The organism is Pseudomonas sp. CIP-10 (assembly GCF_020911845.1).
Lineage (GTDB): Bacteria > Pseudomonadota > Gammaproteobacteria > Pseudomonadales > Pseudomonadaceae > Aquipseudomonas > Aquipseudomonas alloputida.
This window is the reverse complement of the sequence record NZ_CP087160.1, coordinates 2,510,444-2,537,161: the sequence shown is the minus strand read 5'-3', so window position 1 is coordinate 2,537,161 and position 26,718 is coordinate 2,510,444. Positions and strand designations below refer to the sequence as shown.

General features: G+C 62.1%; 35 protein-coding genes and 2 pseudogenes. 17 read left to right on the top strand and 20 right to left on the bottom strand.

Annotated features, from left to right (window positions below):
* Positions 1-52: 52 nt before the first annotated feature.
* Entirely contained in the window at positions 53-940 is an 888-nt protein-coding gene (locus LMH93_RS11550) for a MerR family transcriptional regulator (RefSeq protein WP_185279441.1), read from the bottom strand.
* 153 nt (positions 941-1,093) lie between these two features.
* Here LMH93_RS11550 and LMH93_RS11545 point away from each other — a divergent pair, with 153 nt between their 5' ends.
* The 7 genes from LMH93_RS11545 to LMH93_RS11515 all read left to right on the top strand — a co-directional run bounded on the left by LMH93_RS11545 (position 1,094) and on the right by LMH93_RS11515 (position 6,600).
* Positions 1,094-1,540, top strand: coding sequence for a PAS domain-containing protein (locus tag LMH93_RS11545; protein ID WP_003254000.1), 447 nt, complete (start codon positions 1,094-1,096; stop codon positions 1,538-1,540).
* 103 nt (positions 1,541-1,643) lie between these two features.
* Positions 1,644-2,066: a nuclear transport factor 2 family protein gene (locus LMH93_RS11540; RefSeq protein WP_003254001.1), complete on the top strand. Its 423-nt coding sequence runs from the start codon at positions 1,644-1,646 to the stop codon at positions 2,064-2,066.
* Complete coding sequence (locus LMH93_RS11535) at positions 2,063-2,815, top strand: SDR family NAD(P)-dependent oxidoreductase (protein WP_230065176.1); 753 nt, start codon at positions 2,063-2,065, stop codon at positions 2,813-2,815. Before LMH93_RS11540 ends, LMH93_RS11535 begins: the two co-directional genes overlap by 4 nt.
* 6 nt (positions 2,816-2,821) lie before the next feature.
* Positions 2,822-4,069, top strand: coding sequence for an NAD(P)/FAD-dependent oxidoreductase (locus LMH93_RS11530; protein WP_230065175.1), 1,248 nt, complete (start codon positions 2,822-2,824; stop codon positions 4,067-4,069).
* Positions 4,066-4,875, top strand: a complete 810-nt coding sequence (locus LMH93_RS11525; RefSeq protein ID WP_230065174.1) for a DUF1365 domain-containing protein — start codon at positions 4,066-4,068, stop codon at positions 4,873-4,875. The genes LMH93_RS11530 and LMH93_RS11525 overlap by 4 nt, the downstream gene beginning before the upstream one ends.
* Complete coding sequence (locus tag LMH93_RS11520) at positions 4,850-6,112, top strand: SAM-dependent methyltransferase (RefSeq protein ID WP_230065173.1); 1,263 nt, start codon at positions 4,850-4,852, stop codon at positions 6,110-6,112. The genes LMH93_RS11525 and LMH93_RS11520 overlap by 26 nt, the downstream gene beginning before the upstream one ends.
* Positions 6,112-6,600: a DUF2878 domain-containing protein gene (locus LMH93_RS11515; RefSeq protein WP_108191604.1), complete on the top strand. Its 489-nt coding sequence runs from the start codon at positions 6,112-6,114 to the stop codon at positions 6,598-6,600. The genes LMH93_RS11520 and LMH93_RS11515 overlap by 1 nt, the downstream gene beginning before the upstream one ends.
* Here the strand turns inward: LMH93_RS11515 and LMH93_RS11510 are convergent.
* From LMH93_RS11510 to LMH93_RS11490, 5 genes are read right to left on the bottom strand one after another with little or no spacing between them, the layout of a single operon-like run.
* Entirely contained in the window at positions 6,538-6,720 is a 183-nt protein-coding gene (locus tag LMH93_RS11510; RefSeq protein ID WP_004576510.1) for a DUF2256 domain-containing protein, read from the bottom strand. The two genes, LMH93_RS11515 and LMH93_RS11510, sit on opposite strands and share 63 nt — an antisense overlap.
* Positions 6,717-8,243 (bottom strand): cryptochrome/photolyase family protein, encoded by a 1,527-nt coding sequence (locus tag LMH93_RS11505; protein WP_108191605.1) that lies wholly within the window; start codon positions 8,241-8,243, stop codon positions 6,717-6,719. Before LMH93_RS11505 ends, LMH93_RS11510 begins: the two co-directional genes overlap by 4 nt.
* Before the next feature lie 8 nt (positions 8,244-8,251).
* Entirely contained in the window at positions 8,252-8,557 is a 306-nt protein-coding gene (locus LMH93_RS11500; RefSeq protein ID WP_003254009.1) for a DUF6482 family protein, read from the bottom strand.
* Positions 8,554-9,090, bottom strand: a complete 537-nt coding sequence (locus LMH93_RS11495) for a DUF3833 domain-containing protein (RefSeq protein ID WP_019751189.1) — start codon at positions 9,088-9,090, stop codon at positions 8,554-8,556. Before LMH93_RS11495 ends, LMH93_RS11500 begins: the two co-directional genes overlap by 4 nt.
* Positions 9,091-9,101: 11 nt before the next feature.
* Positions 9,102-9,629, bottom strand: a complete 528-nt coding sequence (locus LMH93_RS11490) for a chalcone isomerase family protein (protein WP_230065172.1) — start codon at positions 9,627-9,629, stop codon at positions 9,102-9,104.
* Positions 9,630-9,788: 159 nt separating this feature from the next.
* Between LMH93_RS11490 and LMH93_RS11485 the strand changes: the two genes are divergently transcribed.
* The 4 genes and pseudogenes from LMH93_RS11485 to LMH93_RS11470 form a co-directional block, all read left to right on the top strand.
* Positions 9,789-10,280, top strand: coding sequence for a DUF1543 domain-containing protein (locus LMH93_RS11485; RefSeq protein WP_230065171.1), 492 nt, complete (start codon positions 9,789-9,791; stop codon positions 10,278-10,280).
* Positions 10,281-10,358: 78 nt separating this feature from the next.
* Positions 10,359-11,129: an SDR family NAD(P)-dependent oxidoreductase gene (locus LMH93_RS11480; protein WP_070095519.1), complete on the top strand. Its 771-nt coding sequence runs from the start codon at positions 10,359-10,361 to the stop codon at positions 11,127-11,129.
* Between the two features lie 95 nt (positions 11,130-11,224).
* Entirely contained in the window at positions 11,225-11,917 is a 693-nt protein-coding gene (locus tag LMH93_RS11475; protein WP_230065170.1) for a DUF421 domain-containing protein, read from the top strand.
* A 93-nt stretch (positions 11,918-12,010) separates the two neighbouring features.
* Positions 12,011-12,135 (top strand): annotated as a pseudogene (locus LMH93_RS11470) (protease); the annotation flags it as partial.
* A gap of 71 nt (positions 12,136-12,206) precedes the next feature.
* Here the strand turns inward: LMH93_RS11470 and LMH93_RS11465 are convergent.
* Entirely contained in the window at positions 12,207-12,731 is a 525-nt protein-coding gene (locus LMH93_RS11465; protein WP_047602983.1) for a hypothetical protein, read from the bottom strand.
* A gap of 194 nt (positions 12,732-12,925) precedes the next feature.
* On the opposite strand from LMH93_RS11465, the gene LMH93_RS11460 reads away from it, so the two are divergent.
* Both LMH93_RS11460 and LMH93_RS11455 read left to right on the top strand, forming a co-directional pair.
* A complete protein-coding gene (locus tag LMH93_RS11460; RefSeq protein ID WP_230065169.1) occupies positions 12,926-13,783 on the top strand; it encodes an SDR family oxidoreductase in 858 nt (285 codons plus the stop codon).
* A gap of 169 nt (positions 13,784-13,952) precedes the next feature.
* Positions 13,953-14,051 (top strand): annotated as a pseudogene (locus LMH93_RS11455) (hemerythrin domain-containing protein); the annotation flags it as partial.
* 19 nt (positions 14,052-14,070) lie between these two features.
* Here LMH93_RS11455 and LMH93_RS11450 read toward each other — a convergent pair.
* Together LMH93_RS11450 and LMH93_RS11445 are read right to left on the bottom strand one after the other, a co-directional pair.
* The gene (locus tag LMH93_RS11450; RefSeq protein WP_003254020.1) at positions 14,071-14,298 is read right to left on the bottom strand and encodes a hypothetical protein; all 228 of its coding nucleotides are present in this window, start codon (positions 14,296-14,298) and stop codon (positions 14,071-14,073) included.
* Between the two features lie 79 nt (positions 14,299-14,377).
* Positions 14,378-14,551: a hypothetical protein gene (locus tag LMH93_RS11445; RefSeq protein ID WP_019751183.1), complete on the bottom strand. Its 174-nt coding sequence runs from the start codon at positions 14,549-14,551 to the stop codon at positions 14,378-14,380.
* A gap of 212 nt (positions 14,552-14,763) precedes the next feature.
* Between LMH93_RS11445 and LMH93_RS11440 the strand changes: the two genes are divergently transcribed.
* The 4 genes from LMH93_RS11440 to arsH are packed head-to-tail and all read left to right on the top strand — an operon-like array spanning position 14,764 to position 17,630.
* Positions 14,764-15,111 (top strand): metalloregulator ArsR/SmtB family transcription factor, encoded by a 348-nt coding sequence (locus LMH93_RS11440; RefSeq protein ID WP_003254021.1) that lies wholly within the window; start codon positions 14,764-14,766, stop codon positions 15,109-15,111.
* A gap of 21 nt (positions 15,112-15,132) precedes the next feature.
* Positions 15,133-16,416, top strand: a complete 1,284-nt coding sequence (locus LMH93_RS11435) for an arsenic transporter (RefSeq protein WP_143999986.1) — start codon at positions 15,133-15,135, stop codon at positions 16,414-16,416.
* Between the two features lie 28 nt (positions 16,417-16,444).
* On the top strand, positions 16,445-16,915 hold the full coding sequence (locus tag LMH93_RS11430) for an arsenate reductase ArsC (RefSeq protein WP_108191610.1): 471 nt from the start codon (positions 16,445-16,447) through the stop codon (positions 16,913-16,915).
* A 13-nt stretch (positions 16,916-16,928) separates the two neighbouring features.
* The gene (gene arsH / locus LMH93_RS11425) at positions 16,929-17,630 is read left to right on the top strand and encodes an arsenical resistance protein ArsH (RefSeq protein WP_004576503.1); all 702 of its coding nucleotides are present in this window, start codon (positions 16,929-16,931) and stop codon (positions 17,628-17,630) included.
* Positions 17,631-17,642: 12 nt separating this feature from the next.
* Here the strand turns inward: arsH and LMH93_RS11420 are convergent, their stop codons facing one another.
* The 11 genes from LMH93_RS11420 to LMH93_RS11370 all read right to left on the bottom strand — a co-directional run bounded on the left by LMH93_RS11420 (position 17,643) and on the right by LMH93_RS11370 (position 26,718).
* Entirely contained in the window at positions 17,643-19,007 is a 1,365-nt protein-coding gene (locus tag LMH93_RS11420) for a sensor histidine kinase (protein WP_019751180.1), read from the bottom strand.
* Positions 19,004-19,666, bottom strand: coding sequence for a response regulator (locus LMH93_RS11415; protein ID WP_004576502.1), 663 nt, complete (start codon positions 19,664-19,666; stop codon positions 19,004-19,006). Before LMH93_RS11415 ends, LMH93_RS11420 begins: the two co-directional genes overlap by 4 nt.
* Positions 19,667-19,668: 2 nt before the next feature.
* Entirely contained in the window at positions 19,669-20,310 is a 642-nt protein-coding gene (locus LMH93_RS11410; protein WP_003254032.1) for a hypothetical protein, read from the bottom strand.
* Entirely contained in the window at positions 20,307-21,113 is an 807-nt protein-coding gene (locus tag LMH93_RS11405; protein WP_004576501.1) for an SDR family oxidoreductase, read from the bottom strand. Before LMH93_RS11405 ends, LMH93_RS11410 begins: the two co-directional genes overlap by 4 nt.
* Complete coding sequence (locus tag LMH93_RS11400; protein WP_003254035.1) at positions 21,100-21,780, bottom strand: TenA family transcriptional regulator; 681 nt, start codon at positions 21,778-21,780, stop codon at positions 21,100-21,102. The genes LMH93_RS11405 and LMH93_RS11400 overlap by 14 nt, the downstream gene beginning before the upstream one ends.
* 8 nt (positions 21,781-21,788) lie before the next feature.
* Positions 21,789-23,258, bottom strand: a complete 1,470-nt coding sequence (locus LMH93_RS11395; protein WP_054888220.1) for an AMP-binding protein — start codon at positions 23,256-23,258, stop codon at positions 21,789-21,791.
* The gene (locus tag LMH93_RS11390; RefSeq protein WP_033725924.1) at positions 23,248-23,928 is read right to left on the bottom strand and encodes a thermostable hemolysin; all 681 of its coding nucleotides are present in this window, start codon (positions 23,926-23,928) and stop codon (positions 23,248-23,250) included. Before LMH93_RS11390 ends, LMH93_RS11395 begins: the two co-directional genes overlap by 11 nt.
* A 116-nt stretch (positions 23,929-24,044) precedes the next feature.
* Entirely contained in the window at positions 24,045-24,842 is a 798-nt protein-coding gene (xth, locus tag LMH93_RS11385) for an exodeoxyribonuclease III (protein ID WP_004576498.1), read from the bottom strand.
* Positions 24,839-25,081 (bottom strand): hypothetical protein, encoded by a 243-nt coding sequence (locus tag LMH93_RS11380; RefSeq protein ID WP_060538177.1) that lies wholly within the window; start codon positions 25,079-25,081, stop codon positions 24,839-24,841. The genes xth and LMH93_RS11380 overlap by 4 nt, the downstream gene beginning before the upstream one ends.
* A gap of 66 nt (positions 25,082-25,147) precedes the next feature.
* Positions 25,148-25,405 carry a hypothetical protein gene (locus LMH93_RS11375; RefSeq protein WP_003254043.1) on the bottom strand — a complete coding sequence of 86 codons (258 nt, stop codon included), beginning with the start codon at positions 25,403-25,405 and terminating at the stop codon, positions 25,148-25,150.
* 128 nt (positions 25,406-25,533) lie between these two features.
* Positions 25,534-26,718: a M20 aminoacylase family protein gene (locus tag LMH93_RS11370; RefSeq protein ID WP_054888219.1), complete on the bottom strand. Its 1,185-nt coding sequence runs from the start codon at positions 26,716-26,718 to the stop codon at positions 25,534-25,536.

Below are 26,718 nucleotides of genomic sequence, written 5' to 3'. Positions count from 1 at the left end.
AAAGCATGCCGAGCAACGACCCAACCACCCTGAGCATCGCGCAGGGCCAGGCTCAAACGTCCAGCGCCCCCCTGAGCAAGGCATCAAGCACACGCGCGACGTCAGCACCCTGCTCGTCCAGCAGGCACACCGGCAGCCCGTGCAAGGCCGCTTGCACACCGGCCAGCCCCTCGCCCGTCAAGGCCAGCGGACAAGCAATGTCCATCTGCAGCGAGCGCAGGCGCTTGGCCAAGGCAGGGCTCACCGGCGGCTGCAGCGCGATCACCAGTGCCGCAGGCTGCATCGCCGCACACAGCAGCGGGAGCTCTTCCAGCGGCTGCCCGCAGCCGAGCACTTCGATGCGTTGTTGCTCGCTGCTCAACAGCAGCCCGGCGCACAATACCTGGCACTCGGCTTGCCCCTCGGTACCCGCCAGCAGCACCCGTGGCGCATCGGCCTGGTTCATCTGCAAGCGCAGCAACAGCCGGGCGCGCAAGAACGTATCGAGAAACAACCATTGGCTGCGCTGGCCTGGCGCAGTGCCTGAAGCCAGCTCATGCCAAACCGGCATCAGCACTTCCCGCAGCACCGTGGCCTTTGGCAAGAGTGTGAACAGCTGCCCATGGATAGCTTCCAGCGCCTGCGCATCGAATGCCCTGGAGGCGCGTGCAACGGCGGCGCGCCAATCGTCAAAGGCCGAGGGCTGCTGCACAGGCGCCTCAGGCTGGCCGGCGAGCCTGTCACCCACCTTGCTGATGGGCAGGCCGTTGGCGGTCCAGCGCAAGATGTCACGTATGCGCTGGACATCCTGGGCCGTGTACAAGCGATGGCCGCCCTCGGTGCGCTGCGGGCGAATCAACCCATGACGCCGCTCCCAGGCACGCAAGGTCACCGGATTGATGCCGGTCAGGCTGACCACATCGCGCATGGGTAGCAATTCGGGTGGGGTGGCGTCGGTCATAACGAGGTGTCATTCAAGGGGTGATACATTCTAAACCCAGATGCACCTTCTGCGGCGAGCCTCCTTGGTTCATCATGCAACAAACAGCGCCAAAAGCTACTGCACGGAAGCCTTTGGCGCACATCGCATACGAAATGCCTGTAGGTGAGCCCCATGATCAATGCAAAACTCCTGCAACTGATGGTCGAACATTCCAACGATGGCATCGTTGTCGCCGAGCAGGAAGGCAATGAGAGCATCCTTATCTACGTCAACCCGGCCTTCGAGCGCCTGACCGGCTATTGCGCCGACGATATCCTCTATCAGGACTGCCGTTTTCTTCAGGGCGAGGATCACGACCAGCCGGGCATCGCAACCATCCGCGAAGCGATCCGCGAAGGCCGCCCCTGCTGTCAGGTGCTGCGTAACTACCGCAAGGACGGCAGCCTGTTCTGGAACGAGTTGTCCATCACACCCGTGCACAACGAGGCGGACCAGCTAACCTACTACATCGGCATCCAGCGCGATGTCACAGCGCAGATATTCGCCGAGGAAAGGGTTCGCGAACTGGAGGCTGAAGTGGCAGAACTGCGCCGGCAGCAGGGCCAGGCCAAGCGCTGACAAAAAACCTATACAAGGACGTTGACTTGTATAGATAAAAGCTTAGGCTTCAGTTATACCTGTACAACAATTCAATGTTGTACAGGATTGCCTGGAGCCCAGTATGTCAGCGTACCTACAGCAGTTCGCCGAGCGCTTCGCCCGCCTTGATGGGGCGAGCCTCGACACGCTGGATAAACTGTACAGCGACGATGTCACCTTCCGTGATCCCCTGCACCAGATACAGGGGCTGCAGGCCCTGCGCGCCTACTTCGAGCAGTTGTACGCCAACGCCACCGATATCCGCTACGCCTTCACCAGCGCCGACGAGGTAAAGCCCGGGCAAGGTTACCTGCGTTGGACACTGCAGTTTTGCCACCCGCGCCTGGCGGGGGGCCAGCCGATCACGTTGCAAGGGTGCAGCTGCCTGCATTGGCGCGACCGTGTGCATTTTCACCAGGACTATTTCGACGCCGGTGCCCTGCTTTATGAGCACCTTCCCGTCATGGGCACTGCGATCCGCTGGCTCAAAGGCAGGCTGGCATGAGCCGCTGTTGGCTGACCGGCGCCAGCAGCGGTATCGGTGCCGCGCTCGCGCAAATCCTCCTGGAACAAGGCCACCAGGTCGCCTTGGGCGGGCGCCACGCCGACCGCCTTGCCCCGCTGGCCGAACGGTTTCCTGGGCAGGTACTGCTGGCCATTGGCGATCTTGACAACCCGGAGCAGGTCGCCGGCATCGCTGCGCAAATCGAGCAGGCCTGGGGAGGCCTGGACATGGCCATTCTCAATGCCGGCACCTGCGAATACCTGGAGCCTGGGCATTTCGATCCGGCGTTGGTCGAGCGCGTCATGCGCACCAACCTGCTGGGCGTCAGCTACTGCCTGGCGGCGGCACTGCCCTTGCTTCGCGCAGGCAAACGCCCCCACCTGGTGGTGATGGGCAGTTCGGTGACCTGGCTGGCCTTGCCCCGCGCTGGCGCCTATGGCGCGTCCAAGGCCGCAGTGCGCTATCTGGTGGAGTCACAGCGAATCGACCTGGCTCGCGAAGGCATCGCGGTCACCCTGGTGAGCCCAGGTTTCGTGGACACGCCACTGACCCGTCGCAACGATTTCCCCATGCCACAGCTGTGGTCTGCGCAGCGTGCCGCCCGGCATATCGCCAGGCGCCTGCCCGGCCGCCCCCTGGAAATCAACTTCCCCGGTCTTTTCACCTGGGTGTTGCGCCTGCTCGGGGCGCTGCCCGCGCGCTTGCGCCTGGCGCTGGGCCAACGCCTCGCCCGTCATGAACAGGAATGATGATCCATGCGTATAGCAATCATCGGCAGTGGCATCGCGGGGCTGACCTGCGCCCATTTGCTGTCACGCAAGCACGAAGTCACGGTTTTCGAGGCCGAGCAATGGGTCGGGGGCCACACCCACACCCTTGATGTGGTCTGGAAAGGCCAGCGGCATGCGATAGATACCGGTTTTATCGTCTTCAACGACTGGACGTACCCGAACTTTATCCGCTTGCTCGACCAGCTCAAGGTCCCTTCACAGCCGACCGAGATGAGTTTTTCCGTGCATGACCCGATGACGGGCCTGGAATATAACGGCCACGACCTGAACACCCTGTTCGCCCAACGCAGCAACCTGGTGTCCCCAGGGTTCTGGGGGATGATCCGGGACATTCTGCGTTTCAACCGTCAGGCACTGGCCGACCTGGACAACCAGCGTATCGATGCCAGCACCACGCTGGGCGACTACCTTCAAGCGAACCGCTATGGGCAACGCTTCATCGATCATTACATCGTGCCAATGGGGTCGGCGATCTGGTCGATGTCTCGCGCAGACATGCTCCACTTCCCGCTTGAGTTCTTTGTGCGCTTCTGTCGCAACCACGGCTTGCTGTCGGTCAACCAACGCCCACAGTGGCGGGTGATCAAAGGCGGCTCGCGCAGCTATGTCGCACCGCTGTGCCGACCGTTCGCTGAGCGCATCCGCCTCAACTGCAAGGTTTACCGCGTCAGCCGCGACGAAGGTGGCGTGACCCTCGTGAGCGCGGCCGGCACCGAACGCTTCGACAATGTGGTGTTCGCTTGCCACAGCGATCAGGCCCTGGCGCTGCTGGAAAGCCCCAGCAACCAGGAGCGCGCCGTACTCAGCGCCATCGATTATGCCAGCAACGACGTGGTGCTGCACACCGATACCCGTCTGCTGCCACGCCGCCAGCGCGCCTGGGCCAGCTGGAACTACCGCCTGGGCGGCCCCGAGCGGGCTCCCGCCGCGCTGACCTACAACATGAACATTCTGCAAGGTATCCAGGCACCGACAACCTTCTGCGTGAGCCTCAACCAGACCGCACTGATAGACCCGGCGCAGGTCATCGCCCGCTTCCAGTACGCCCATCCCCAGTACAGCGTTGCAGCGTCCGCCGCGCAAGCGTGCCAAGAGCAACTGCAAGGGCAACAGCACAGTTACTTCTGCGGCGCCTACTGGGGCAATGGCTTTCATGAAGACGGGGTGGTCAGCGCACTGAAGGTGGCCGTGCACTTCGGAGAGCAACTGTGAACAGCAGCCTCTGCGTGGGCTGGATCAGCCACCGTCGGCTGACGCCGCGGGCCCACGCGTTCCGCTACCGGATCGGCATGTTCTACCTGGACCTGGACGAACAATCCTGGCTGATGGGCCTGTCACGCTGGCTGGGACGCTGGCGCCTGGCGCCGTTGTGCTGGCGCGAAACCGACTACCTGCCCGCCCTGACCCGCCAAGGCGAATCGCTGGCCCAGGCTGCACGCTTGCTGGTCGGGCAGGCGACGGGGCACCTGCCCGAAGGCCGGGTACAGCTGCTCACGCAACTGCGGTGCTGGGGGCTGTCGTTCAACCCGGTGAGCTTCTATTTCTGCCATGACCGCGACGGGTGCCTGACCGCGATCCTGATGGAAGTGCGCAACACGCCCTGGCGTGAACGCTTTCATTACGTGCTCCCGGTGCAAGGCAACCTTGCCAGGCCCTTCAGCGTAGGCAAGGCCTTCCATGTGTCACCGTTCATGCCGCTGGACATGGACTATCGCCTGCGCTTCTTCCTGGACACGGACCATGTACGCATTCAGATGCAGAACTGGCAAGACGGCACAAAGGTGTTCGAGGCCGACCTCGCCCTGCGCCGCACGCCACTGGATGGAGCAGCGCTGCGTCGGTATGTCCTGAACTTCCCATGGATGAGCCTGCGCACTGTCTCGGCCATCTACTGGCAAGCGCTTCGCCTGTTACTCAAACGCACCCCCGTGCATGACCACACCCCCTGCCAGGGTGACCTGGCACTCGGCCAACCTTGCGAGGACCTTGATGATGTCAAATCCCACCCTGAGCGTTAGCAAGTTCGCAGGCCTTGCGCCCCTGCTCGGCGGGCTGGCACGAAGCGCCGTGCTCGCCCAGTTGGGCAAGCTGCGTCACGGCCACCTGCGCCTGCTCAGCCACGGGCAGCAGTGGAGTTTCGGTGATGCCGACAGCCCGTTGCAGGCCGAGGTGGAGATCCTCGATGACGCCACCTGGAGCCTGATCGCCGGCAATGGCTCGATCGGTGCTGGCGAAGCCTACATTCACGGCTATTGGCGCAGCCCCGACCTGGCGCTGGTGACCCGCCTGTTCGTCGCCAACCTTGAAGTGCTCGACGCGCTCGAGGGCGGCCTGGCCCGCCTGGGCCGCCCTGCCCTGCGCCTGCTGCACCGGCTCAACCGCAACGACAAGCGCGGCGCCCGGCGCAACATTCTGGCCCACTACGACCTGGGCAATGCCCTGTTCGAGCGGCTGCTGGACCCCACCATGATGTATTCGGCTGCGCAATTCGAACACCCGGGGCAAACACTGGAGCAGGCCCAGTTGCACAAGCTGGAGCGCATCTGCCAGAAGCTCGAACTGAGCCCTGACGATCACCTGCTGGAAATTGGCAGCGGCTGGGGCAGCCTCGCTATCCACGCAGCCACCCGTTACGGCTGCAGGGTCACCACCACGACGCTCTCCGAGGCGCAGTACAGCCATACCCTGGAGCGCGTCAAGGCCTTGGGGCTGGGGCAGCGCGTGCAAGTGCTCCGCGAAGACTACCGCGACCTTCAAGGCACGTTCGACAAACTGGTTTCGATCGAGATGATCGAAGCGGTTGGCCATCGCTACCTGCCGGTGTACTTCCGCCAGTGTGCTTCGCTCATCAAACCTGAAGGCCTGATGCTATTGCAGGCAATCACCATCCGCGACCAGCGCTATGCCCAGGCGCAGCGCTCGGTCGACTTTATCCAGCGGTACATCTTCCCCGGTGGCGCCCTGCCTTCGCTGAGCGTGTTGCTCGACACCGCCAGCCGGCACACTGGCCTGAACCTTGTGCACATGGAAGATTTTGGCCTGGACTACGCCCACACCCTGGGACACTGGCGCGAAAACCTGCGTCAGGCACGCACTGCGCTGACGGACCTTGGCTACGACGACATGTTCCAGCGCTTGTGGGAGTTTTACCTCTGCTACTGCCAAGGCGGTTTCGAGGAACGCGCCATCGGTGTTGCGCACCTGCTCTGGGCAGCACCCCAGGCACGCCGCGCGCCCTTGCCTGGCAGTGCCTGATGCGCAGCCGCTGGCTGATCGCCAATGCCCTCTGGCTGCAAGCCGGCTGGTGGATCTGCGTGCTGGGGGCCGAGCGGCCCTTGTTGTTGCTGCTGGTGATTCCGGGCGTGGCAGTGCACCTGCGCCTGTGCCCGGACATCCATGCCGAGGTCAAGGCGCTGGTGCGCGTCACCTTTATCGGCTGTGTGCTCGACAGCGTGCTGGGAGCACTGGGGGTGTTCGGTTTCGACGCCTGGCCCCTGCCGCTGTGGCTAGCGCTGCTGTGGTTGGTGCTGGCCAGCGGGATGCGTCACAGCCTGGCATGGGCCGGCAGGCACTGGCGAATCGGCGCACTGCTGGGGGCGATTGGCGGCCCTCTGGCCTACGTAGGCGGCGCCAGGCTGGCAGGTGTCTCCTTGCCCTTGGGCGCGCTGGAAACCGGCCTGCTACTGATGCCGATTTGGGCGTTGGCCCTGCCCCTGCTGGCGCGCATCGCGGCGCGGCGCTGACCGGCGACATCGCTCGGAGCAGTAACGCACCTGCTCCCAACAGCGTGCCCAGCGCTTGCGCCAGGTGAACGGCCGGCCACACACCACGCAAACCTTGCTGGGCAGAAGGCTCTTTTTCATAACGCCTGCCCCGCATCGAGCCGCGCCAGCAATGACTGGCCACGTTGCCACACGGCATCGCGACGGCCAGCGGGCATGCCATCGAGGCTACGATAAACCAGGGCCAGGCGCGGGTTAGCCGAGAGCTGGGGGCGATGGCGAATGAGAAAATGCCAATACAAGGCATTGAACGGGCAGGCCTCCTCTTCGGTCACCTGGTCGACCCTGTAACTGCAAGACTTGCAATGATCGGACATGCGCTGGATATAACGACCACTGGCGCAGTACGGCTTGGACCCCAGGTAGCCGCCATCGGCGTGCATCACCATGCCAAGCGTGTTGGGCAGTTCGACCCACTCGAAGGCATCCATGTAGACCGCCAGGTACCACTCACAAATCGCGGTCGGCACGATACCGGCCAGCAAGGCGAAGTTGCCGGTAACCATCAACCGCTGGATATGGTGAGCGTAGCCCAACCGCAGGGTCTGCCCGATGGCTTGGGCCATGCAGCGCATGCGGGTGTGCCCGGTCCAGTAGAATTCTGGCAGCGCCCGGTCGTTGTTCAGGTGATTGAGCCCGGCATACGCCGGCATGCGCTGCCAATAGATGCCACGCACATACTCACGCCAGCCGATCAACTGGCGAATGAAGCCTTCGGCTGCATTGAGCGGCACCCGCCCCTCGCGCCAGGCTTTGTCGACGTCGTCGCACAAACGACGCACATCCAGAAGCCCGATGTTGAGCGCCGCACTGATGCGCGCATGAAACAGGTACGGCTCGCCTTCGGCCATCGCATCCTGGTAGTCACCGAAAGCCGCCAGGCCGAAATCCAGAAAATGCTGCCACAGCTGTTGTGCCTCGGCGTGGGTCACGGGGTAGTCGAAACCGTCGACGCCACCGTAATGGTCGCTGAAGCGCTGACGCACCAAGGCCACCACCGCTGCGGTGATGTCGTCTTGCGCGAAATGCGCAGCGAACGGGCCACGCAGCTGCCGTGGCAACGGTTTGCGATTGTCGCCATCGAAATTCCAGGCCCCACCTGCCGGGCTGCCGTCAGGCTCCATGAGCAGGCCGGTTCGCTTGCGCATGCCACGGTAGAAGTGCTCCATACGCAGCTGGCGACGTTCTGTGGCCCAGCGCCCGAAGGCTTCACGGGAGCACAGAAAACGCGTGTCGCGAAACCATACAAGCGGCAGTTCGGCATCACGCAAGGCCTGCTCCAGGCGCCACTCACCGCACTCGGTCAAGTGAATGTGGGTGGCGCCCAAGGCTTGTTGCCATCGACGCAACTCCCCCACGATGCTGCCGCTGTTACCCTCGGCATCCAGCTCGACATAGTGCACCTGCCAACCCCGTTCACGCAGGGCCTGGGCAAAATGCCGCATGGCGCTGAAGATGAGAATGATCTTCAGCGGATGATGCGGTACGTATCGGGCCTCCCCCTCCACTTCCGCCATCAGGACCGCATCGCGAGCAGGGTCAAGGGACGCCAGACTTGCCAGGTCGAACGACAGCTGGTCACCCAGCACCAGGCCCAGGCGCATCGTCCGGGCTACCACTGGCTGGTGAGCGTTACCGGTACGCGCAGCGGCGCGATGGGGCCGTCGCGTTGCCCGCACATCTCATCGTGCACCACCTGCTGCACCAGCATGCAGGGCACCGGCGGCAGGTCGGCCAGCAACTGCCGCAGTTCGGTCGTGGAGCGCACGCGCACGGGCTGCCCCTGGGCATCGCTCAATGTCACAGGGCCGGCGTCGGTCAGGGCGCGCAGGAGGTAGAAGCCCCCCTCTAGCGACAGCAGTTCAAGTTCCTTGGCTTCGCCGGTCGAAACCAGCTGGGTCAGCGCGATCAGGTTCATGGTGTGCCCTCTGGCAGGCGGCGGAAGAACAAGGTGATCTGGCCAATCTCAACGCCCAGCTTGCTCATGCTCGAGCGGTTGATCAGGGTGTCGTCATCCATGAGGTACATCCAGTCGTCCAGGTCTACCTGCCAGTGCCGCCCATCGACCGGCAGGTCCAGTTGGTAACGCCATCGCAGCGCGTTGCCCGCCACTTCGCCACGCGCCTCGCCGATCACGTCCCCCGCGGTTCCCCGCCAGCGCCCGGGGCCGTCCGGCACCAGCGTCCAGGTACGCTGCTGGCGTGTGCCATCGCTATAAAGAAAATGTTCGTCGAGGATCAGCCGTTCACCTTCGCGGCGGCTGTCGATGCGCACATGGAAGCGCTTGACCACCTCACCGGAACGCTTCTGGAACATCCCCCACGCCTGAACCGGGCGCGAGAAGAACGCCGCCAGGTCCAGCTTCGGCTGCTCCTGGGCATAGTGCTCGACACCGACATTGCCACAACTGCCCAGAAGCAGGCAGGCAGCCAGCAACAGCGCTTTGTACATGTTCAGGCTCCTCAGTCATCGCCAGCCAGCCCAAGCAGCCGCTGACGCAATTGGGGGTCTCTGGCCCGCGGGTCAAGCCAGATGGCGAAGAAGGCCCGGGCGAACACCGGATCGTCGATCGCGTGGCTCAGTTTGCCGTCGACGTAAAAGCGGCAACCCTGCCCCGGCAGGTACAAGCCCGTGATGCGCATGCCAGGGCTAACGTCCACGAATGCCTGCTCAATCGCCCTGGTCCATGCCGCGCGTTGCTGTGCCGTCATGCTGCCGCCACCCAGGCGTTGCATTTCCTCGAGGCTGGCCTTGACCAGCGTGTCCCGGGACAATGAACGGTGATAGAGCAGCTCAAGGGCGAACGGCTGGTTCCAGTCCTGAACCGGGCCAACTGCCCATAACCGGGCGGTATACAGCCGCAGGCCGAACCAGGTGAAATCACCGGCGCCCAGCCGTTGCGCCGCAGGCAGCTCCGCTCGCCAGTCTGCCGCCGACGACATGGCGGCTAGCAACAGGCACAGACAGGTCCAACGTGCAGGGTGCGCCATTCTGACCTCGAGCACTTTGCTAAATACTATACAATAGTAGACGCTTGTACAGATATTTGACGAGCCATGTATAGTTTTCAATGCCCAGCATGCATATTTCTGCAAGCCTCGCGCCCCGTTATCGAACACCCATGAAAGTCGAGATAGAAGGAATTGCTCATGCTGTACGTCGTCATGCTCGGTGGACGCCACCCACGGGCCAATATCGAGGTCCACGATGTGTTGTTCGCCCAGGCGGACTCACTTGAACAGGCCTACCCACATTTGCGCCAAGCCTGGTTCGGGAGCCGAACGGGCTTGCACATCGACGCATGGATGGAAGTCGACGGTATTGACCACTACCGCCTCGAATTCAGTCAGGTAGCGCCTGGCCCACACGATCCCAGGTTGTTCTTCATCAACCTGGGCGGCTACGAGCCCGGGGTGTTTGGCGAGGCACACCGCTACCTGCTGGTGGTGGCCAGGGACAAGGCCGAGGCCAAGCAACTGGCCAAGCAGCGCCTGCAGGCAGACTGGCTCAAGCCGCATACCGATGCGGTACTGGACGTCGACGATTGCCTGTCGATCGACTGGGTGAACGGCCGTTACGTGCACTTGATCGAAGGGCCCCATGACGGCTTACGGCAGTACAGCGACTATATCCTGCTGTGAGCTCACCCCTGCCATGTGCAAGAACGTTGGCAGGCATCACAGGACGAGGCGCCAGCGCCCGGCCAAGAGGACACGCCAATGAGCCTGATAAACGACCTTCACACACCCGCCAACGTGCTGGTCTGCGGGGCCAGCCAAGGGATTGGCCTGGCATTGTGCACGCAGTTGCTGGCGCGCGATGACATCGGGCTGGTGTTCGCCGTTTCGCGACGCGCCACCACCAGCCCTGCGCTGGATACCTTGTTCACAGAGCACGGGCGACGGTTGGTTCGCCTCGACTGCGACGCCCGATCCGAGCAGGCACTGCAAACACTGGCCGCGCAGGTGGGCGCCTGCTGCGACCAACTGAACCTGGTCTTCAGCACGCTTGGCGTGCTGCAAGAAGGCCCGGCGAGGGCTGAAAAAGCACTGACCCAGCTAGACATGGCGGGGTTGCTGAGCACTTTCACAACCAACTGTTTCGCCCCTGTTCTGCTGCTCAAGCATTTGCTGCCGCTGCTGCGTCGGCAACCGATGGCCTTCGTCGCCTTGTCGGCGCGGGTTGGGTCGATCGGCGACAATCACCTGGGTGGGTGGTACAGCTACCGTGCCAGCAAAGCCGCGCTCAATCAGCTTCTGCGCACTGCAAGCATCGAGCTGAAGCGACTGAACCCCGCGTCAACGGTACTTGCATTGCATCCCGGCACCACCGACACCCAGCTTTCCCGCCCCTTTCAGGGCAATGTGCCGCCGGGCAAACTGTTCTCGCCCGCGTTTGCCGCCACCTGCATCCTGGCACTTGTGAGCCGTCACGGCCCGGCGCAAAGCGGAACGTTCTGGGCGTGGGATGGCACGCCGATTCCCTGGTGACGCGGGCGGAGAGCTCCAGGCCAAGTCGATGAACCAGCCCTGCGCGAGAACGGTCAACCCTTTATCTGACAACGGCAGAAGGAAGGGTGGAGCGAATGGTTTCGTTTGATCTGCAACGGATGCTGATAGGCGACTTTCCTTTTACCTTTCTGCTGGAAGTTGCTGTGCGTGTTTCAGCGGCCTTCCTGGCCGTATTCTTCTTTCTGAAATTCAGTGGCCGGCGCGGTATCAGACAGCTGTCCCGGTTCGAGCTCGTGGTCATTCTCACCCTGGGCTCAGCGGCCGGCGATGTAACCTTTTATGAAGATGTACCGCTGCTGCCGGTGGCCTTGGTTTTCCTCACGCTGTTCATGCTTTACCGAGGAACGGTCTACCTCATGAGGCGAAACAGAACCTGCGAGGCCTGGATCGACGGGCTGCCGGTCACGGTAGTGAAAGAGGGCATGTACGAGATCCATTCGCTGCGTCACATGAACATTTCACCGAATGAGCTGTTCATGGAGCTACGCCAACAAGGTGTCGAGCACCTGGGCCAGGTTCGACTGGGCCTTCTGGAAACCGATGGCGATCTCAGTTTGTATTTCTACGATCAGCAAGACACACGCCCAGGCCTGTCAGTGCTGCCGGTCGAGCATCGCCCGGAGTACACATCCCCGCCCGGCGCCGGGGTGCATTGCTGCGTGAGCTGTGGTTTCCCGGCCTACCATGAGCCTCATGACAACCTGGCGTGTTCACGTTGCGGTCATACGGTGTGGTCGCCTGCATTGGAGACTGTACGCAACCGTTAGCCTGTTTTCCCTCTACCGCCAAGCATCGAGCAGGAACTCTGCTTGCTGTTTGCAGGCCCTTATGAGAGGCCTGTCAGTACGAGGAGCACAATGATGAGTGCACAATTGAACGGCAATCGCGTGCCTTTCTGGTCACCAATGGCTTTGAACAGGTGGAACTGACCGGCCCGCGTGATGCCTTGGAAAACAGCGGCGCGGTGGTCGATATCCTGAGCGAGGCACTGGCAGACTGACCCTGCTTCTGTTCAGCGCGTGCTGGTCGCCCATGGTGCCGACCAGCACGCACTGATCACGCCAGCTGGATGAAAACTGAATAGCCGCCCAGCAACACCCAGAAGCACAGGAAAATCCAGGGCGTGCGCAAGGAAAACAGCAGCGATTTGCGGTGCCCCGCCTGAGAGGTTTCGGCCTCGCAGAACAGCGGCGACTCGTCATAGGCCAGGCCCATCATCGGCTCGCTGCGCAGCAGGTGGCTCTGCTTCATCTGCCAGTGCTCGATAATCCGGAAGGCCGCGCGGATGCCAGGCCAGGCATTCAGTGTACTGAGCACGCCGAGCAATGCGAGAAAAGCCGGGACCATCAAGGTGAACATCTCGCCCCAGCTTTGGTTCAGGTTACCCATCGATGACACGTAGGCGATCACCAGGAACGACTGGGCCGCAAGATAAGCGTCGGTACGGTTGGCCAGGATGGTGGTCTCATACTGAATTTCGCGTCGATAGAAATCCAGCCTCTCCTTGGGCGTACCGAACATCCTCTCGTTCGTCTGATCGATCTCATGTTCCGGCGTGGAAGGCGTGATGATTCGAGGCACCGCAGACTCCTTGATAACGTGGGCCTCACCCATGCCAGCAAGCCCCGTCAGCGGTAGAGCTAGGCGGTGGGTAAAAATTCACTGGGAATGGGTGCATCAACCGCTCGTCGCTCAGCACGAAGATCCACTTCAACACTGGCCTGGCGCGCCTTTCGAACGGGAATGAGCGTTCCAAACCTGCAGGAGCTTCCAGCATGAGCGACTACCCTACCCCTCCATTCCCTTCCCAACCGCAAAGCGTTCCCGGTTCCCAGCGCAGGATGGATCCTTATCCGGACTGCGGTGAGCAGAGCTACACCGGCAACAATCGCCTCGCAGGCAAGATCGCCTTGATAACCGGTGCTGACAGCGGCATCGGGCGTGCGGTGGCGATTGCCTATGCCCGAGAAGGCGCTGACGTTGCCATTGGCTATCTGAATGAACACGACGATGCGCAGGAAACCGCGCGCTGGGTCAAAGCGGCGGGCCGCCAGTGCCTGCTGCTGCCCGGCGACCTGGCACAGAAACAGCACTGCCATGACATCGTCGATAAGACCGTGGCGCAGTTTGGTCGCATCGATATCCTGGTCAACAACGCCGCGTTCCAGATGGCCCATGAAAGCCTGGACGAGATTGACGACGATGAATGGGTGAAGACCTTCGATACCAACATCACCGCCATTTTCCGCATTTGCCAGCGCGCTTTGCCCTCGATACCAAAAGGCGGTTCGATCATCAACACCAGCTCGGTCAACTCGGACGACCCGTCACCCAGCCTGTTGGCCTATGCCGCGACCAAAGGTGCCATTGCCAATTTCACTGCAGGCCTTGCGCAATTGCTGGGCAAGCAGGGCATTCGCGTCAACAGCGTCGCACCCGGCCCGATCTGGACCCCGCTGATCCCGGCCACCATGCCTGATGAGGCGGTGAGAAACTTCGGTTCCGGTTACCCGATGGGACGGCCGGGTCAACCTGTGGAGGTGGCGCCAATCTATGTCTTGCTGGGGTCCGATGAAGCCAGCTACATCTCGGGTTCGCGTTACGCCGTGACGGGGGGCAAACCTATCCTTTGAATGTGCTGCCGAGGCCTGCATACGCGGGCCTTGGGGCTTCTGGCAGCGCGTAATCGCACCGTGACCTCGAAGCGCGCTTTGCCAGCCATCATCGACGTTGAACCCTGCCGCCCACTGTCACTCAATTCCATGCAAGCCATTGTTCATTCGCCCGCGACGAGGTGACACCATGAATGCTATCGATTTGCTGATTCAAGACCATGCGTTGGTCAAGAAACTGCTGGAAGAGCTCTGCGCGACCACCCAGGGTTCAGCAGTGAAGACGCGCAGGCACCCCGCTACGCTGTTCAAGCTTCATCGGTCCAACGAGCGTCACCGAACGCTCGCGGGGCTTTCAACAACAATGTGAAGCTGCCGGTCAGTTGCTGACGCAGCTCTTTGGGCATGGAGAACGCGAAATGCACAAGCCATGAACCATCACCTAAATGGAACGTTTCACGGCGGTACAACGTGACTTGCTGTTCGGAAATACCGATGCACACGGCTACCGAAAAATCGCTTGGTTCTTCGTCCACGGGAGAGCCCCTGGCAAGCAAGCGCGCGCGGCGCTCTGATGGTGTGGCCCCTACTGGCAGATAAACACTGCCGGCATCCTCAAGGCTTGGCCGTTCGCTCTTTTTTCCACTGCGCCCTGGAGACACCATCAGCGTAGCCGGTGACACCGATCGCTACCTGCTGAATGCGGCCGCCATGCTGAAGGAAAGCTTCGACCTGCTCGCAGATGCGCACATGGGCTTTTTGGGCCGCGCTGGGGTACGTCTGGGACATGTTGGCCTCTCGGTTATGAGCCACTGAACGACAGTCACCCGAGCAGGCACTATACACCCTGCAGTGCCATCAGCGTCTGAAGCCTGCCAAAACCCTGCTTTTGTCGACCGAAGGGCGTGGCCATGGTGAGCTGCAAGCGCACAAGCCCAGGAATGCTTGCCCGAACATATGGAAATACGTATATTCGGCTTTCCGCATGTACAGGCACCCCCATGATCACACCGCCCGATGTCTTCAAGAGCCTCTCTGACGAAACCCGCGCTCGCGCCACGCTGCTTATCGCCAGCCTGGGCGAACTGTGCGTCTGCGAACTGATGTGCGCGCTGGACGACAGCCAACCCAAGATCAGTCGCCATCTGGCACAACTGCGCAGCACTGGCATGCTGCTGGACCGCCGTCAGGGCCAATGGGTGTATTACCGCCTGAATCCGGAACTGCCTTCCTGGGTTCACGAAATGCTTCAGGTCACCTTGCACGCCAATTCGCAATGGCTGGCTGACAATGCCCTTCGGCTGAAGAACATGGACGGTCGCCCCGTGCGTGATTCCGTCTGCTGCTGATCATCACCAAGCGAGATTTTCATGCTGCCCGCCATTGCTGTCTTCGTCTTCACCCTCATACTGGTCATCTGGCAGCCCAAGGGGCTCGGTGTTGGCTGGAGCGCCGCGCTAGGCGCCATCATCGCCCTGGCTACAGGCGCCGTTTCACTGCATGACATCCCTGCCGTATGGGCCATAGTCTGGAACGCCACCGCCACGTTCATCGCGGTCATCATCATCAGCTTGCTGCTGGATGAGGCGGGTTTCTTCGAATGGGCCGCATTGCATGTGGCGCGCTGGGCAAACGGCAGCGGCCACCGCCTGTTCGCCTTCTGCGTACTGCTCGGCGCCGCTGTATCGGCGCTGTTCGCCAACGACGGTGCGGCGCTGATCCTCACCCCCATCGTCATGTCGATGCTGCTCGCGCTGCGCTTCTCACCTGCAGCGACACTGGCCTTTGTCATGGCAGCAGGCTTTATTGCCGACACGGCCAGCCTGCCGCTGGTGGTCTCCAACCTGGTCAACATCGTCTCGGCCGACTACTTCGGCCTGGGCTTCGCCGAATACGCATCGGTGATGGTGCCGGTGAATATCGCCAGCGTGGCGGCCACCCTGCTGGTGCTGTTTCTGTACTTCCGTCGTGATATCCCCAGGCAGTACGCGCTCGATGCGCTGAAGGCGCCAAGCGAGGCAATTCATGACCACGCCACCTTCAAAGTCGGTGGGTGGGTGCTGCTGGTGTTGCTTGCAGGCCTGTTCGTACTGGAACCTCTGGGCATCCCGATCAGTGCGGTGGCCGCCGTCTGTGCCGCAATCCTCTTTGCCGTGGCCGCTCGCGGTCACCGCATCTCAACCCGTCGCGTGCTGCGGGAAGCGCCGTGGCAGGTGGTGATATTTTCGCTGGGCATGTATCTGGTGGTGTACGGCCTGAAGAACGCCGGCCTCACGGACATGCTCACCCACCTGCTGGACAGGCTTGCCGAGCAGGGCCTGTGGAGCGCGGCCATTGGCACCGGGTTGATCTCCGCGCTGCTGTCCTCAGTCATGAACAACATGCCCAGCGTGCTGATCGGCGCCTTGTCGATCCAGGCCAGCGGCGCAGAGGGCGTGGTACGTGAGGCGATGATCTACGCCAACGTCATCGGCTGCGACCTCGGCCCGAAGATCACCCCGATTGGCAGCCTCGCCACACTGCTTTGGCTGCATGTGCTGGCGCGTAAAGGCATGCGCATCACCTGGGGTTACTACTTCAAGGTCGGCCTGCTGCTCACCGTACCGGTTTTGCTGATCACCCTTTCTGCTCTGGCAATGCGCCTGAGCCTCTGACATTCGCCCCCCAGCGGAGGAGCCCTCCATGCGAGTCCTGTTCATGTGCACGGCCAACAGCTGCCGCAGCATCCTGTCCGAAGCAATGTTCAACCACCTGGCACCGCCCGGTTTCGAGGCAGTCAGCGCTGGCAGTTTCCCCAAGGGCCAGGTGTTGCCACGCAGCCTGAGCACGTTGCAGCAGGCCAATATTTCGACCCAGGGCCTGAGCAGCAAAGGCAACGATGCGTTCGAGGGCAACCCACCCGACATCGTCATCACCGTCTGCGACAAGGCCGCGGGCGAAGCCTGCCCGGTGTATTTCGGCCCTGCGCTGAAGTCGCATTGGGGGCTGGAAGACCCGTCCGATGTCGTGGGTGACGAAGCTTCGGTCGATGCGGCTTTCCGGGCCACACTGGCCCGCATCGAATCTCGCTGCCAGGCCTTCTTCACACTGCCGTTCGATCAACTCGACCGCGAGCAGCTCAAGCACGCGCTGGATCGCATCGGCTCGCTTTGAACAGGAAGAAATCATGTCCGAGCAACTGCCTAACCTCGACCTCACGCTGTTCGACCTGCCGCCTTCGGCAACCCCGACCAGCGAACACAAACCACGCATCCTGCTGCTGTACGGGTCCACCCGAGAACGCGCCTTCAGTCGCTTGCTGGTAGAAGAAGCCGCGCGCCTCCTGGAGCACTTCGGTGCCGAAACCCGCACCTTCGACCCGTCGGGCCTGCCGCTGCCTGACGATGTCCCCGTGGAGCATCCCAAGGTGCAGGAGCTGCGAGAACTGGTGCAATGGTCAGAAGGCCAGGTGTGGTGCTCGCCGGAGCGCCATGGGGCGATGTCTGCGGTGTTCAAGGCACAGATCGACTGGATTCCGTTGGCGCTGGGGGCATTGCGCCCCACCCAAGGCAAGACCCTGGCCGTGATGCAGGTGTGCGGCGGATCGCAGTCGTTCAACGTGGTCAACCAGTTGCGTGTGCTGGGCCGCTGGATGCGGATGTTCACCATCCCGAACCAGTCTTCGGTACCCAAGGCTTATCTGGAGTTCGACGACACCGGGCGGATGAAGCCATCGCCGTACTACGATCGCGTGGTTGATGTCATGGAGGAGCTGGTGAAGTTCACCGTGCTGCTGCGCGACCGCCAGGCATTCCTGGTGGATCGCTATTCGGAGCGCAAGGAAAGCGCCGAGCAGCTGTCTGAGCGGGTCAATCAGCGATCCATCTGACGCAAACGTGATTCAAGACAGTGGAAACGACAGGGTAGCGGCCAGCCCGCCACCCGCTCTGTTTTCAAGGCGTACCTGCCCCCCCATACGGTCGATGATGGTCGCGACGATGGAGAGCCCGAGGCCAGCACCATTTGGGCTATTTCGGCTATAGAAGCGTTCGAATACACGGGATAGGCTCTCCTCGTCGATACCCGTCCCTTCATCCTCGACGACCAGTTCGATACGGCTGGCCAGGCGCCTCAGTGACACGGCTATGCGCCCCCCAGGCGGTGAATGTTCTACCGCGTTGGACACAAGATTTTGTAGCGCAATGCCCAGCGCGCCAGCGTCGACCTGCAGATGAAGGCCCCCTTCGCCTATGTCCAGCGAGGGTTCCAGGCCACGGTCCAGTATCCATGGGGTCAATTCAGCCAGGGTTTCGGTGACGACCTCGGCCAGGTCGATACGGGCGCTGGCTCGCTGCCCCAGTTTTGGCTCAACGCGGGCCAATGTCAGCAACTGGTTGACCACCCGTGTCAGCCGATCGACCCCACCCACAAGAAAGCCCAGGGCTTTCTCGCGCTCGGCATCATTGCTGGCGGCCAGCGCGTTCTGCGCGTGCAGCCGCAGTACGGCCAGAGGCGTACGCATTTCGTGGGCAGCATCGGCAATGAAGCGATGCTCACGCCGCAGCAGATCGTCGATCTGCGCCAGCAAGCGATTGATGGCCGCCTGCATGGGCTCCAGTTCAGTGGGAAGCGGTACCAGTTGCAGCGGCTCCAGCGAATCGGCATGGCGCCTGCGGATGACATTGGCCATGTTCTGCAGTGGCCGTAGCCCCCAGCCGATCGCAGCCCACACCAGCAGTGCCAACGCCAGGCTGCCAAGCAGGAACGGGAACAGCGTGTGGCGAACGATGCGGTCGATCAGGTCGTAGCGCACATCATCACGCTCACCCACCCAGATAAGCCAGTGCTTTTCCGGCACCGGCAAAACGAAACCGCGCCATTGTTCACCGCCACTGGAAAAGTCGTAGAACCCTGGAGCAGTGGGTGGTGGGTCAATGGGCGGCGCACTGGGTGTATGCACCAGCAACGCCATGCCTTCACCCCAGACCTGGAATGCCAGCTTGCTTTCGTAAGGGTGGCCCACCTGGTGCCGCCCCGCTTTGCCCAAGGCATCGTTGAAGGCCTGATACAGCGCCTCACGCGAGCCCTCTTGTACCGGCATGCTCATTACACCTTGCAGCAAACGCGCGTTCTGGGCCAGGTGCGCGTCATACACCTCGTTAATTTCGTGGCTGCTGTCATGGTAGTTGTAGAGCGCAAGCAGGCCGGTGCCCAGTAGCAGCAAGAGCATCACGCGCCACAGCGTACGCTGGCGTAGCGAGCTCATGCCTTGACCTCGACCAGATAGCCAATGCCGCGCACCGTGCGAATCAGGCCGTTGAACAGCTTCTTGCGCAGGTGGTAGATGTTCACCTCCAGCGTGTTGCTCTCCGGTTCTTCATCCCAGCCATACAGCAGTTGAGTGAGGCGCTCACGTGTGAATACCTTGCCGGGATGTGCCAGCAACTCATGCAACAGCACATACTCTTTGGGGGTGAGCACAACTTCGACGCCGTTGTAATGCACTTGTTGGGTGGTCGGGTCCAGGCTGACCCCTGCATGCTCGATCAGTACCTTGGCGCGCCCGACGCTGCGCCGCAGCAAGGCGCGCAAGCGCGCCTTGAGCTCGTTGAGGTCGAAAGGCTTGACCAGATAATCATCGGCGCCGGCATCCAGGCCGGCAATGCGATCATCAAGGGCATCCCGCGCGGTGAGGATCAGCACCGGCAAGCTGTCGCCGCCGGCGCGTAATCGCCTGAGTAGCTCGAGGCCATCCATACGGGGCAATCCAAGATCCAGGATCAGCAGGTCGAAGGTCTCGTGTTGCAGCGCATGCAAGCCACTGACACCGTCCCGCAACCAGTCGAGGGTGTACCCCTCCTGGCGCAAGCCGTCGCAGATCCCTTCCCCCAGTGCAATGTCATCCTCAACCAGCAACAGCCGCATGTTCAGTCCTGTTTGTCCTTGATGGCCTTGAGTAAAGCATCGATATCGGCACGCCGGCCCTGGTCAGCCAACTCACGCCCCGGCCGGGGCGGTGCCTGCAAGGCTTTCTGCAGGGCTGCGGTAGCTTCAGGGTAGCGCTTTTGCCGATACAGATGATCAGCCCAGAAATAGTTGCTGTCGATACCGTTGGGGTTGATCTGCAAGGCTTTGCGCAGCATCTTGTCGGCCATTTCGGCATCACCGAAACCGATAGGCCAGCCGGGCACCTGATCATACAGCGTGCCCAGGCTGGTGTAGGCCGAACCTTGCAGGGCGTTGGGGTCCAGCTTCATGGCCTGCTCCAGGCTGGCTTTCGCCGCCTTGACCTTGCCCAGTGCACCGAGGCCACCCGTCGCCCCCGCCCAACTGCTGTTGATGATGCCCTCCCAGATCAAGGGTTCAGGTGTGCCCGGATACTGATGAACAAACGTTGCTGCATCGCCTGCCAGCTTTTCGAAGGCGTCGGCACGCGTGTCCTTGGGCATTTGGTACTGAATCTGCGCCCAGCGCTGCTGCAGATCACTCAGGCGCTGGCTGCCTGCCTGGTCCAATGCCCAGGTGAAGGGTGCAAATGCCAGCAAGCTGGCAATGAACAGACGCTTCATTTGTTCGACTCCTTGGAATGGCTGCCGATATAGCGGCGAATGACTGGCAGTTGCTTGCGCAGTGCGCGATCGACTATGCCCGGCAACATCCCGTTGATACGCACGAAGAGCTTTTCCGGCCACCCCAGATAAAGCTCGGTGCGCTCGGATTGCACCGCCTCGAGCACAGCACGGGCGACGTCCGCAGGGTCGTCCATGCCAACTTTCAGCGCTTGATTGAGCGCAGTCGCAGCACTGCTGTTCATCGTTGTGCGGGTCGCCCGGGGGGCGGCATACAGCACGTTCACCGTGGTGTCGGCCAACTCGCGGCGCAGCGCTTCCGAAAAACCACGCAGCGCAAACTTGCTGGCGCAGTAGGTGGCGTAGCCGGGGTAGCCGATCGAGCCATAGGTCGACCCGACATTGACCACCAACGCCTTGGGCTGAGCACGCAGCAACGGCAGGCAGGCCCGGGTCAGTTGCAAGGGTGCCTTCAGGTTGATGTCCAATAGCTCGTCCAGCGCATACTCATCCAGCTGGTCGAGCAGAGCGAAGCGATTCACGCCAGCCGCGTTGATCAGCACATTGACAGCCCCCATCTCGCGTGCCCGCTCGATGACATGTTCGCGCCCTGACGGGCTGCGCAGGTCGGCCTCCTGCCAGCGCAGACGATCAGGGTACCGGTTCATCAGGCCAGCCAGCTTGCCCATATGCCGACTGACGGCCAACACCTGGGCACCGGCAGCGCAGAGCTGTTCAGCCAATTCCAGGCCTATGCCCCCACTGGCGCCGGTGAGGATTACCACGGACTCAGCCAAACGCATGGTGCACCTCTTGCTGCCCGGCACGCGGCAAGCCCTGGAACATCTCGGTGTACAAGCGGTAGACGACCTTGGCCGCGTGGAGGACGGCCTGCTGGTCACCGGCATCGTCGAGGCGGTCCATCAACTGTTTGTAGGTCACCATGTGCTCCTGGTCGAGCGCACCGTGCGAGCTGAGGTAGCTGAACGCCTGGTCTGGCAGTGCCAATGTGTTCTGGATAACGCCCGCCGCCTGGGTGGCCAGGGCAATGCTGGTGCCTTCGAGCACGTTGACCATGCCGAACAACCCGACTGGGTTGCCACGGGCGATCAGGTCGTACAGGTAGGCGACCATCAGCTCGATGGATTGCACCGGCTGGCCATCGCGCACGGCCTCCCAGTCACCGCCGCACGCTTTGATGTCGTTGAGGATCCACTGCTCGTGGCCGTATTCCTCTTCAATGTATTCGCAGACCGCGCCGCGCAGCCACTCCAGCCGCAGCGGCAATCGAGCCCCACAGGCCATCATCAGCGGCACGGTATGGCGCACGTGGTAATAGGCCTGGGTCAGGAAGGCGACGTAGCTGTCCAGGCTGACCTGGCCGGCCAGCGCTTCGCGGATCACCGGTACGGCGAACAGCGCCTGACGCTCTTGGGCGGTTTGTACTTGCAGGGTGTCGAAAAAGGACATTGTGAACCTCACAACGAGATGTCGGACAATAGGGTGTGGTAACGCTGCAAGATCGCCTCACGTCGCGGGCGGCCATTGGCAGTCAGGGTTTCGTCAAGCGTGCTCAGAGGCACTGGCAAGCGGCGCCAGGCGTGCACCCTGGCGTAATCGGGCAATCGCGCGTTGCATTGCTGTACGGCCTGTTCGATGGCCTCGTCGCTGATGCCGGGATCCAGCGGCCAGAGCAAGGCAAGGTTGCGTGGCAAGGCCTCGCCATGCACGAAAGCCTGGGCGATCACGCCACTTTGGCTCAGCTCGGCTTCTACCCACTCCGGGTTGACGTTGCGCCCGAAGCTGGTGATGAACTGATGCTTCTTGCGGCCATCCAGGTAGAGGTAGCCCTCCTCATCGAGGTGCCCTACATCGCCTGTTGCCCACCACTGCCCGGTTACCGGCGGCTCTCCCAGGTAGCCCAGCAATATCGAGCCGGCCACCAAAACTTCGCCATCGTCGGCAATGCGCACCTGCACATGCGGCAATGGCTTGCCGACGCTCCCAGGGCGCACAGCCCCTGTGCGGTTGAGCGCCACTACCGAGGCGCACTCAGACAAGCCGTAACCTTCGAACACCGGCAAACCGACCGCCTCGGCCCGCGCGAGCAGGCTTGGCGATACCCGAGCGCCGCCTACCGCCACCAGACGCAGAGGGCCGACCCGCATCAGCCCGCGTTCGATCGCTGTCACCAGCCCCATCAGCAGTTGCGGCACAAGGATCAGGCTCTGCGCACCACTGAGGGCGATTGCGCCCAGCAGGCGCTTGAAATCGACCTGGCTTGCGCCTCCCATCCCCAACTGCTGCTGCGGATAGAGCTGCACACAAGCGCCAGCCATGAGCGCGGCGTAGACGCCCAGGTTTTCCAGCAGAACACCCAGTGGCAGTACCGCCAGGTATCGCTGCGGCTCGGTTGGGCGGCTGGCGGCCTCCAGCTCATGCGCCACACGCAGCAGGGTTTCAGCGCTCAGGCACACGCCTTTGGGCGTGCCGGTGCTACCGGAGGTGTAAGTGATCTTGGCTGTGCCCTCAGGCAGCGCCGGGGCGACAAAACTGTCACGCTGCCACACGCCAGCTGGCGCCTGCCGGGCAAAGCCAAGCGCAACGAGCTGTTCGGCCCACTGCGCCTCGCACACGACCGCCGTGACTCCGCTTTGCTGCAAGCAGTGCTGGAACTGGGTCGCGCTGAAAAACGACGGCACTGTCACACTGGCGCGTTCGGCGAACAGCGCCGCCAAATCCCAGAATAGCGCCTCGGGCCCGTTATCCAGCACCACGGCGAAGGTTCCTGGTGGTTGGCTACGCAGGCAGCCCGCCCGAGATTCGACTTCGTCGAGCAGTTGCCGGTAGGTGTAACGCTGCGCATCGCCCTGGACGGCCACGGCGTCAGGATGTTCCAGCGCGTGCTGGCGCAACAGTGCCTGAAAGGCAGTCAGTTCATGCCGCATGGCCGGTCTCCAGGGTTAGCATGGGAAACCCAAGCCGCTCGAACATGCCCGCCTGCTTCAGGGCATCGAAGCCAAAGCCTATGTTGCCGGCAAATACCTGGGGTCGCTGGTCGTAGTAGGTCCCCCATTGGTCCACTTGGCCCTGCAAGCGCGCAGGATCCGCTGAGGCCAGAACAGTGGGCACCAGCCCCAGTCGCTGGAAACTGTTGAACAGTGTCGCGGCGCCCGTGAATGCGACCCACTCCAAACCGCGCATGGCCAGCAACCACGTCACGGCAATGATCATTATTCGAGCGCTGCCGGCGCTGAGCGAGGCCAGGTTGCCTACTTCTACCATGCAGTTGCGATCCGGTGAGGCACCGGTTACCCGTGAAACAGCGGATTCCAGAGGCTCGTCCAGGTACCGCTCAAGAAAGAGCGGCCCTTCGCTGGCCGGTCGCATGCCCGCCGCCGCGATCAGGCGACCGTGGCTACCCTGCAAGGCAAGCAGTTCCGGCAGGTAATGCTGCACATCCGCCTGGTGCACGCAGGCAAAGCGCTCATGTATGAAGTGCTCCAGCTCGCCTCGCCCATGATCGCCGCTGAGGTGAAGAGAAAGATGCGCCTGATGATCGGCATGGCTACCGATGGGTAACGGAAGCAAACTGTGCCATTGATGAGTCTGAGTCATGAAATTTCCCCGCCTGGGTGCGACGGAGGGAATTATCGGGGCCGAATCTGAATGCAATCTGAAGTCGGCTACTGTCGGAGCGCCTCAGCCCGGCGCTCGTTCATGTGCTGAACTGACTATGACCGAGCACGACGCGTACCCAGCTCGATCCAGACGGGCGCATGGTCGCTGGCCTTGGCCTCGTTGCGCACCCATGCATCGACACCCGCCCGTTTCAGATAAGGCGCAAGCTCGCGATTGAGCAACAGGTGATCGATTCGCAACCCGGCATTGCGGGCCCAGTGGTTACGGAAATAGTCCCAGAAGGTGTAGACACGCTCGTCCGGGTACAGATGGCGTATGGCATCGAGCCAGCCCTGATCAAGCAGTCGTTGGTAACACGCTCGCGACTCAGGCTGCAGCAGTGCGTCCTTCAGCCAGGAACGCGGGTTATAGATGTCCATGTCGGTGGGCACGACATTGAAATCCCCTGCCAGCAGCGTGGGGTGGCCACTTCCATAGAGGCTGCGCGCATGCTGGATCAGGCATTCGAACCAGTGCAGCTTGTAATCGAACTTGGGCCCGGGCTGCGGGTTTCCGTTCGGCAGGTAGAGGCAAGCGACCAACACCCCGTGTGCCGCAGCTTCCAGATAGCGGCTCTGGCTGTCCTCTTCCAGGCCGGGCAAGCCGCGGCGAACCTCGAGCGGATCGGTGCCCCGCACCAGAATGGCCACGCCGTTCCATGACGGTTGCCCATGATGAAGGCTGCCATAGCCTGCTGCCTCCAGCTCCGCGCGAGGGAACTGCTGATCGGCCGCCTTCAGCTCCTGCAGGCAGGCAATGTCGGGCTGCTCCCGCTCCAGCCAGGCCAGCAGCGCCGGCAAACGGCTGCGGATGCCATTGATGTTGAAGGTGGCAATCTTCAGCGCTTTCATGCGTCCGGGTCGCTCACATGGGCCTGCACGGCATCTTCCAGCGCGCGGATATGCGCCTCATCGGCCAGCGCCTTGAGCGCCAACCAGTCGTCCCAGTCGATGGCACCGTTGTCGCGCAGGGCCTCGGCTGTGCGAAGCAGTTCATGGTGGTAGGCATCCGGTGACGCGCGCCGGTAACTGATGTCGTCGTACTGGGCGTACCAGGCTTCAAGCTCGGGAATGTTGCGTTCGATGCTCATGAAAGCGTCCTCGCTGTACCCTTTGCTTGTCAGAACCCAGGCACAGCGCGACGTTCAATCAGGGCGTCACTGAAAGTAATGGGGATACCGTGCCATGTCGCTCTCCAGCTTGTCCGCATCCGCTGCCCTCTTGCGCACTTCGGCATAAAACAGCTGGCACTGGTTCTGAAACCTGGTGAAATCGCGGTTGGCGGTTTCAATGGCACTGCTCCGGTCGCTGCCCGCGAGGCCTTCGACAAGCCGCTGTGACGAGGTATACGCCTGCCAGCAGGCTTCAACCTGCTGCAGCCCCTTTGCAAGGTTCTCGGTGTCGATAGTCGCCATTGCAGCACCCTCTTTGGACCGAGCCTGGTCCGTCGGTGTGAATCGCCAGAGCGACGATAACGGGATGAAGCCTGTCACGACGCGCTTCGGCTGAGAGCGTAGACCATTCCAACGCAGATGACGCAGTGTCAACGCAGATAGTCCTGAACCCACTTCACCCAACAATCAGCGCCAATTTTCACCAACGCATCATTGAAATCGTAGTGGGGGTTATGCACCGAGCACCCATGGAACTCGCCCGTGCCATTGCCCAGCATGAAGTAACAGCCCGGCCGCGCCTGCAACATGTAGGCAAAGTCTTCGGTGCCCATGACCTTCTTCGGCATCTTGTCCAGCAACGCGCCGTCGGCGAACAACGGCCTCAGGCTGTCACGCAGCAACGCGCTTTCGTGATCGCTGTTGCACAAGGCGGGCGCCAGTTGGGTGAATTGCACCTCGATCTCCACGCCATAGCTTTCTGCGTGCCCCTTGGCCAGGGCGTCAATGCGGCTGTTGATCTTCTGCTGGGTCTGGGCCGTGTCGGTGCGCACGCTCAGCAACATGCAGGCCTCGTCAGGGATGATGTTGTAGACGGTACCGGCCTGGATCATGCCGATGCTGATCACGGCGTAGTCCTCGACGCTCAGGTTGCGCGACTTGATGGTCTGGATGCCACTGATCAGGCTGTTCAACGCCATCACCGGGTCTACCGACAGTTCCGGCATCGCACCATGCCCACCTTTGCCGGTAATCCGAATGCTGACACGTTCGGAAGACGCCATGGTGGGCCCCGCCTGCACCACGCACGTGCCCACCGGCAGGCCGGGCATGTTATGCAGCGCATACACCGAGTCGCACGGGAAGCGCTCGAACAGGCCGTCGTCGATCATCGCCTTGGCCCCCGCCAGGCCTTCCTCGTCGGGCTGGAATATCACGTTCAACGTCCCGTTGAACTGGCGCGTAGCCGCCAGTTGCGCAGCGGCTGCCAGCAGGATCGCGGTATGCCCGTCATGGCCACAGGCATGCATGCGGCCGGGGAGCTTGCTGGCATGCGCAAACGCATTCTTTTCGCCCATCGGCAGTGCGTCCATGTCTGCACGCAAACCGATGCTGCGCGGGCTGTCCCCCACTTTCAGCACGCCGACCACACCATGCCCACCTACATTGCGATGCACTTCATAGCCCAACGCTTGCAGCTTGTCGGCTACCAGGGCCGCTGTATCGGGGGTGTCGCCGCCAATTTCCGGCGCAGCGTGGATCTGCCGGCGCAGCATGACGAACTCATCCAGCTCGGCAGCTGAGCCCCGTGTTTGATTGCTCTGCAAAATACCCAT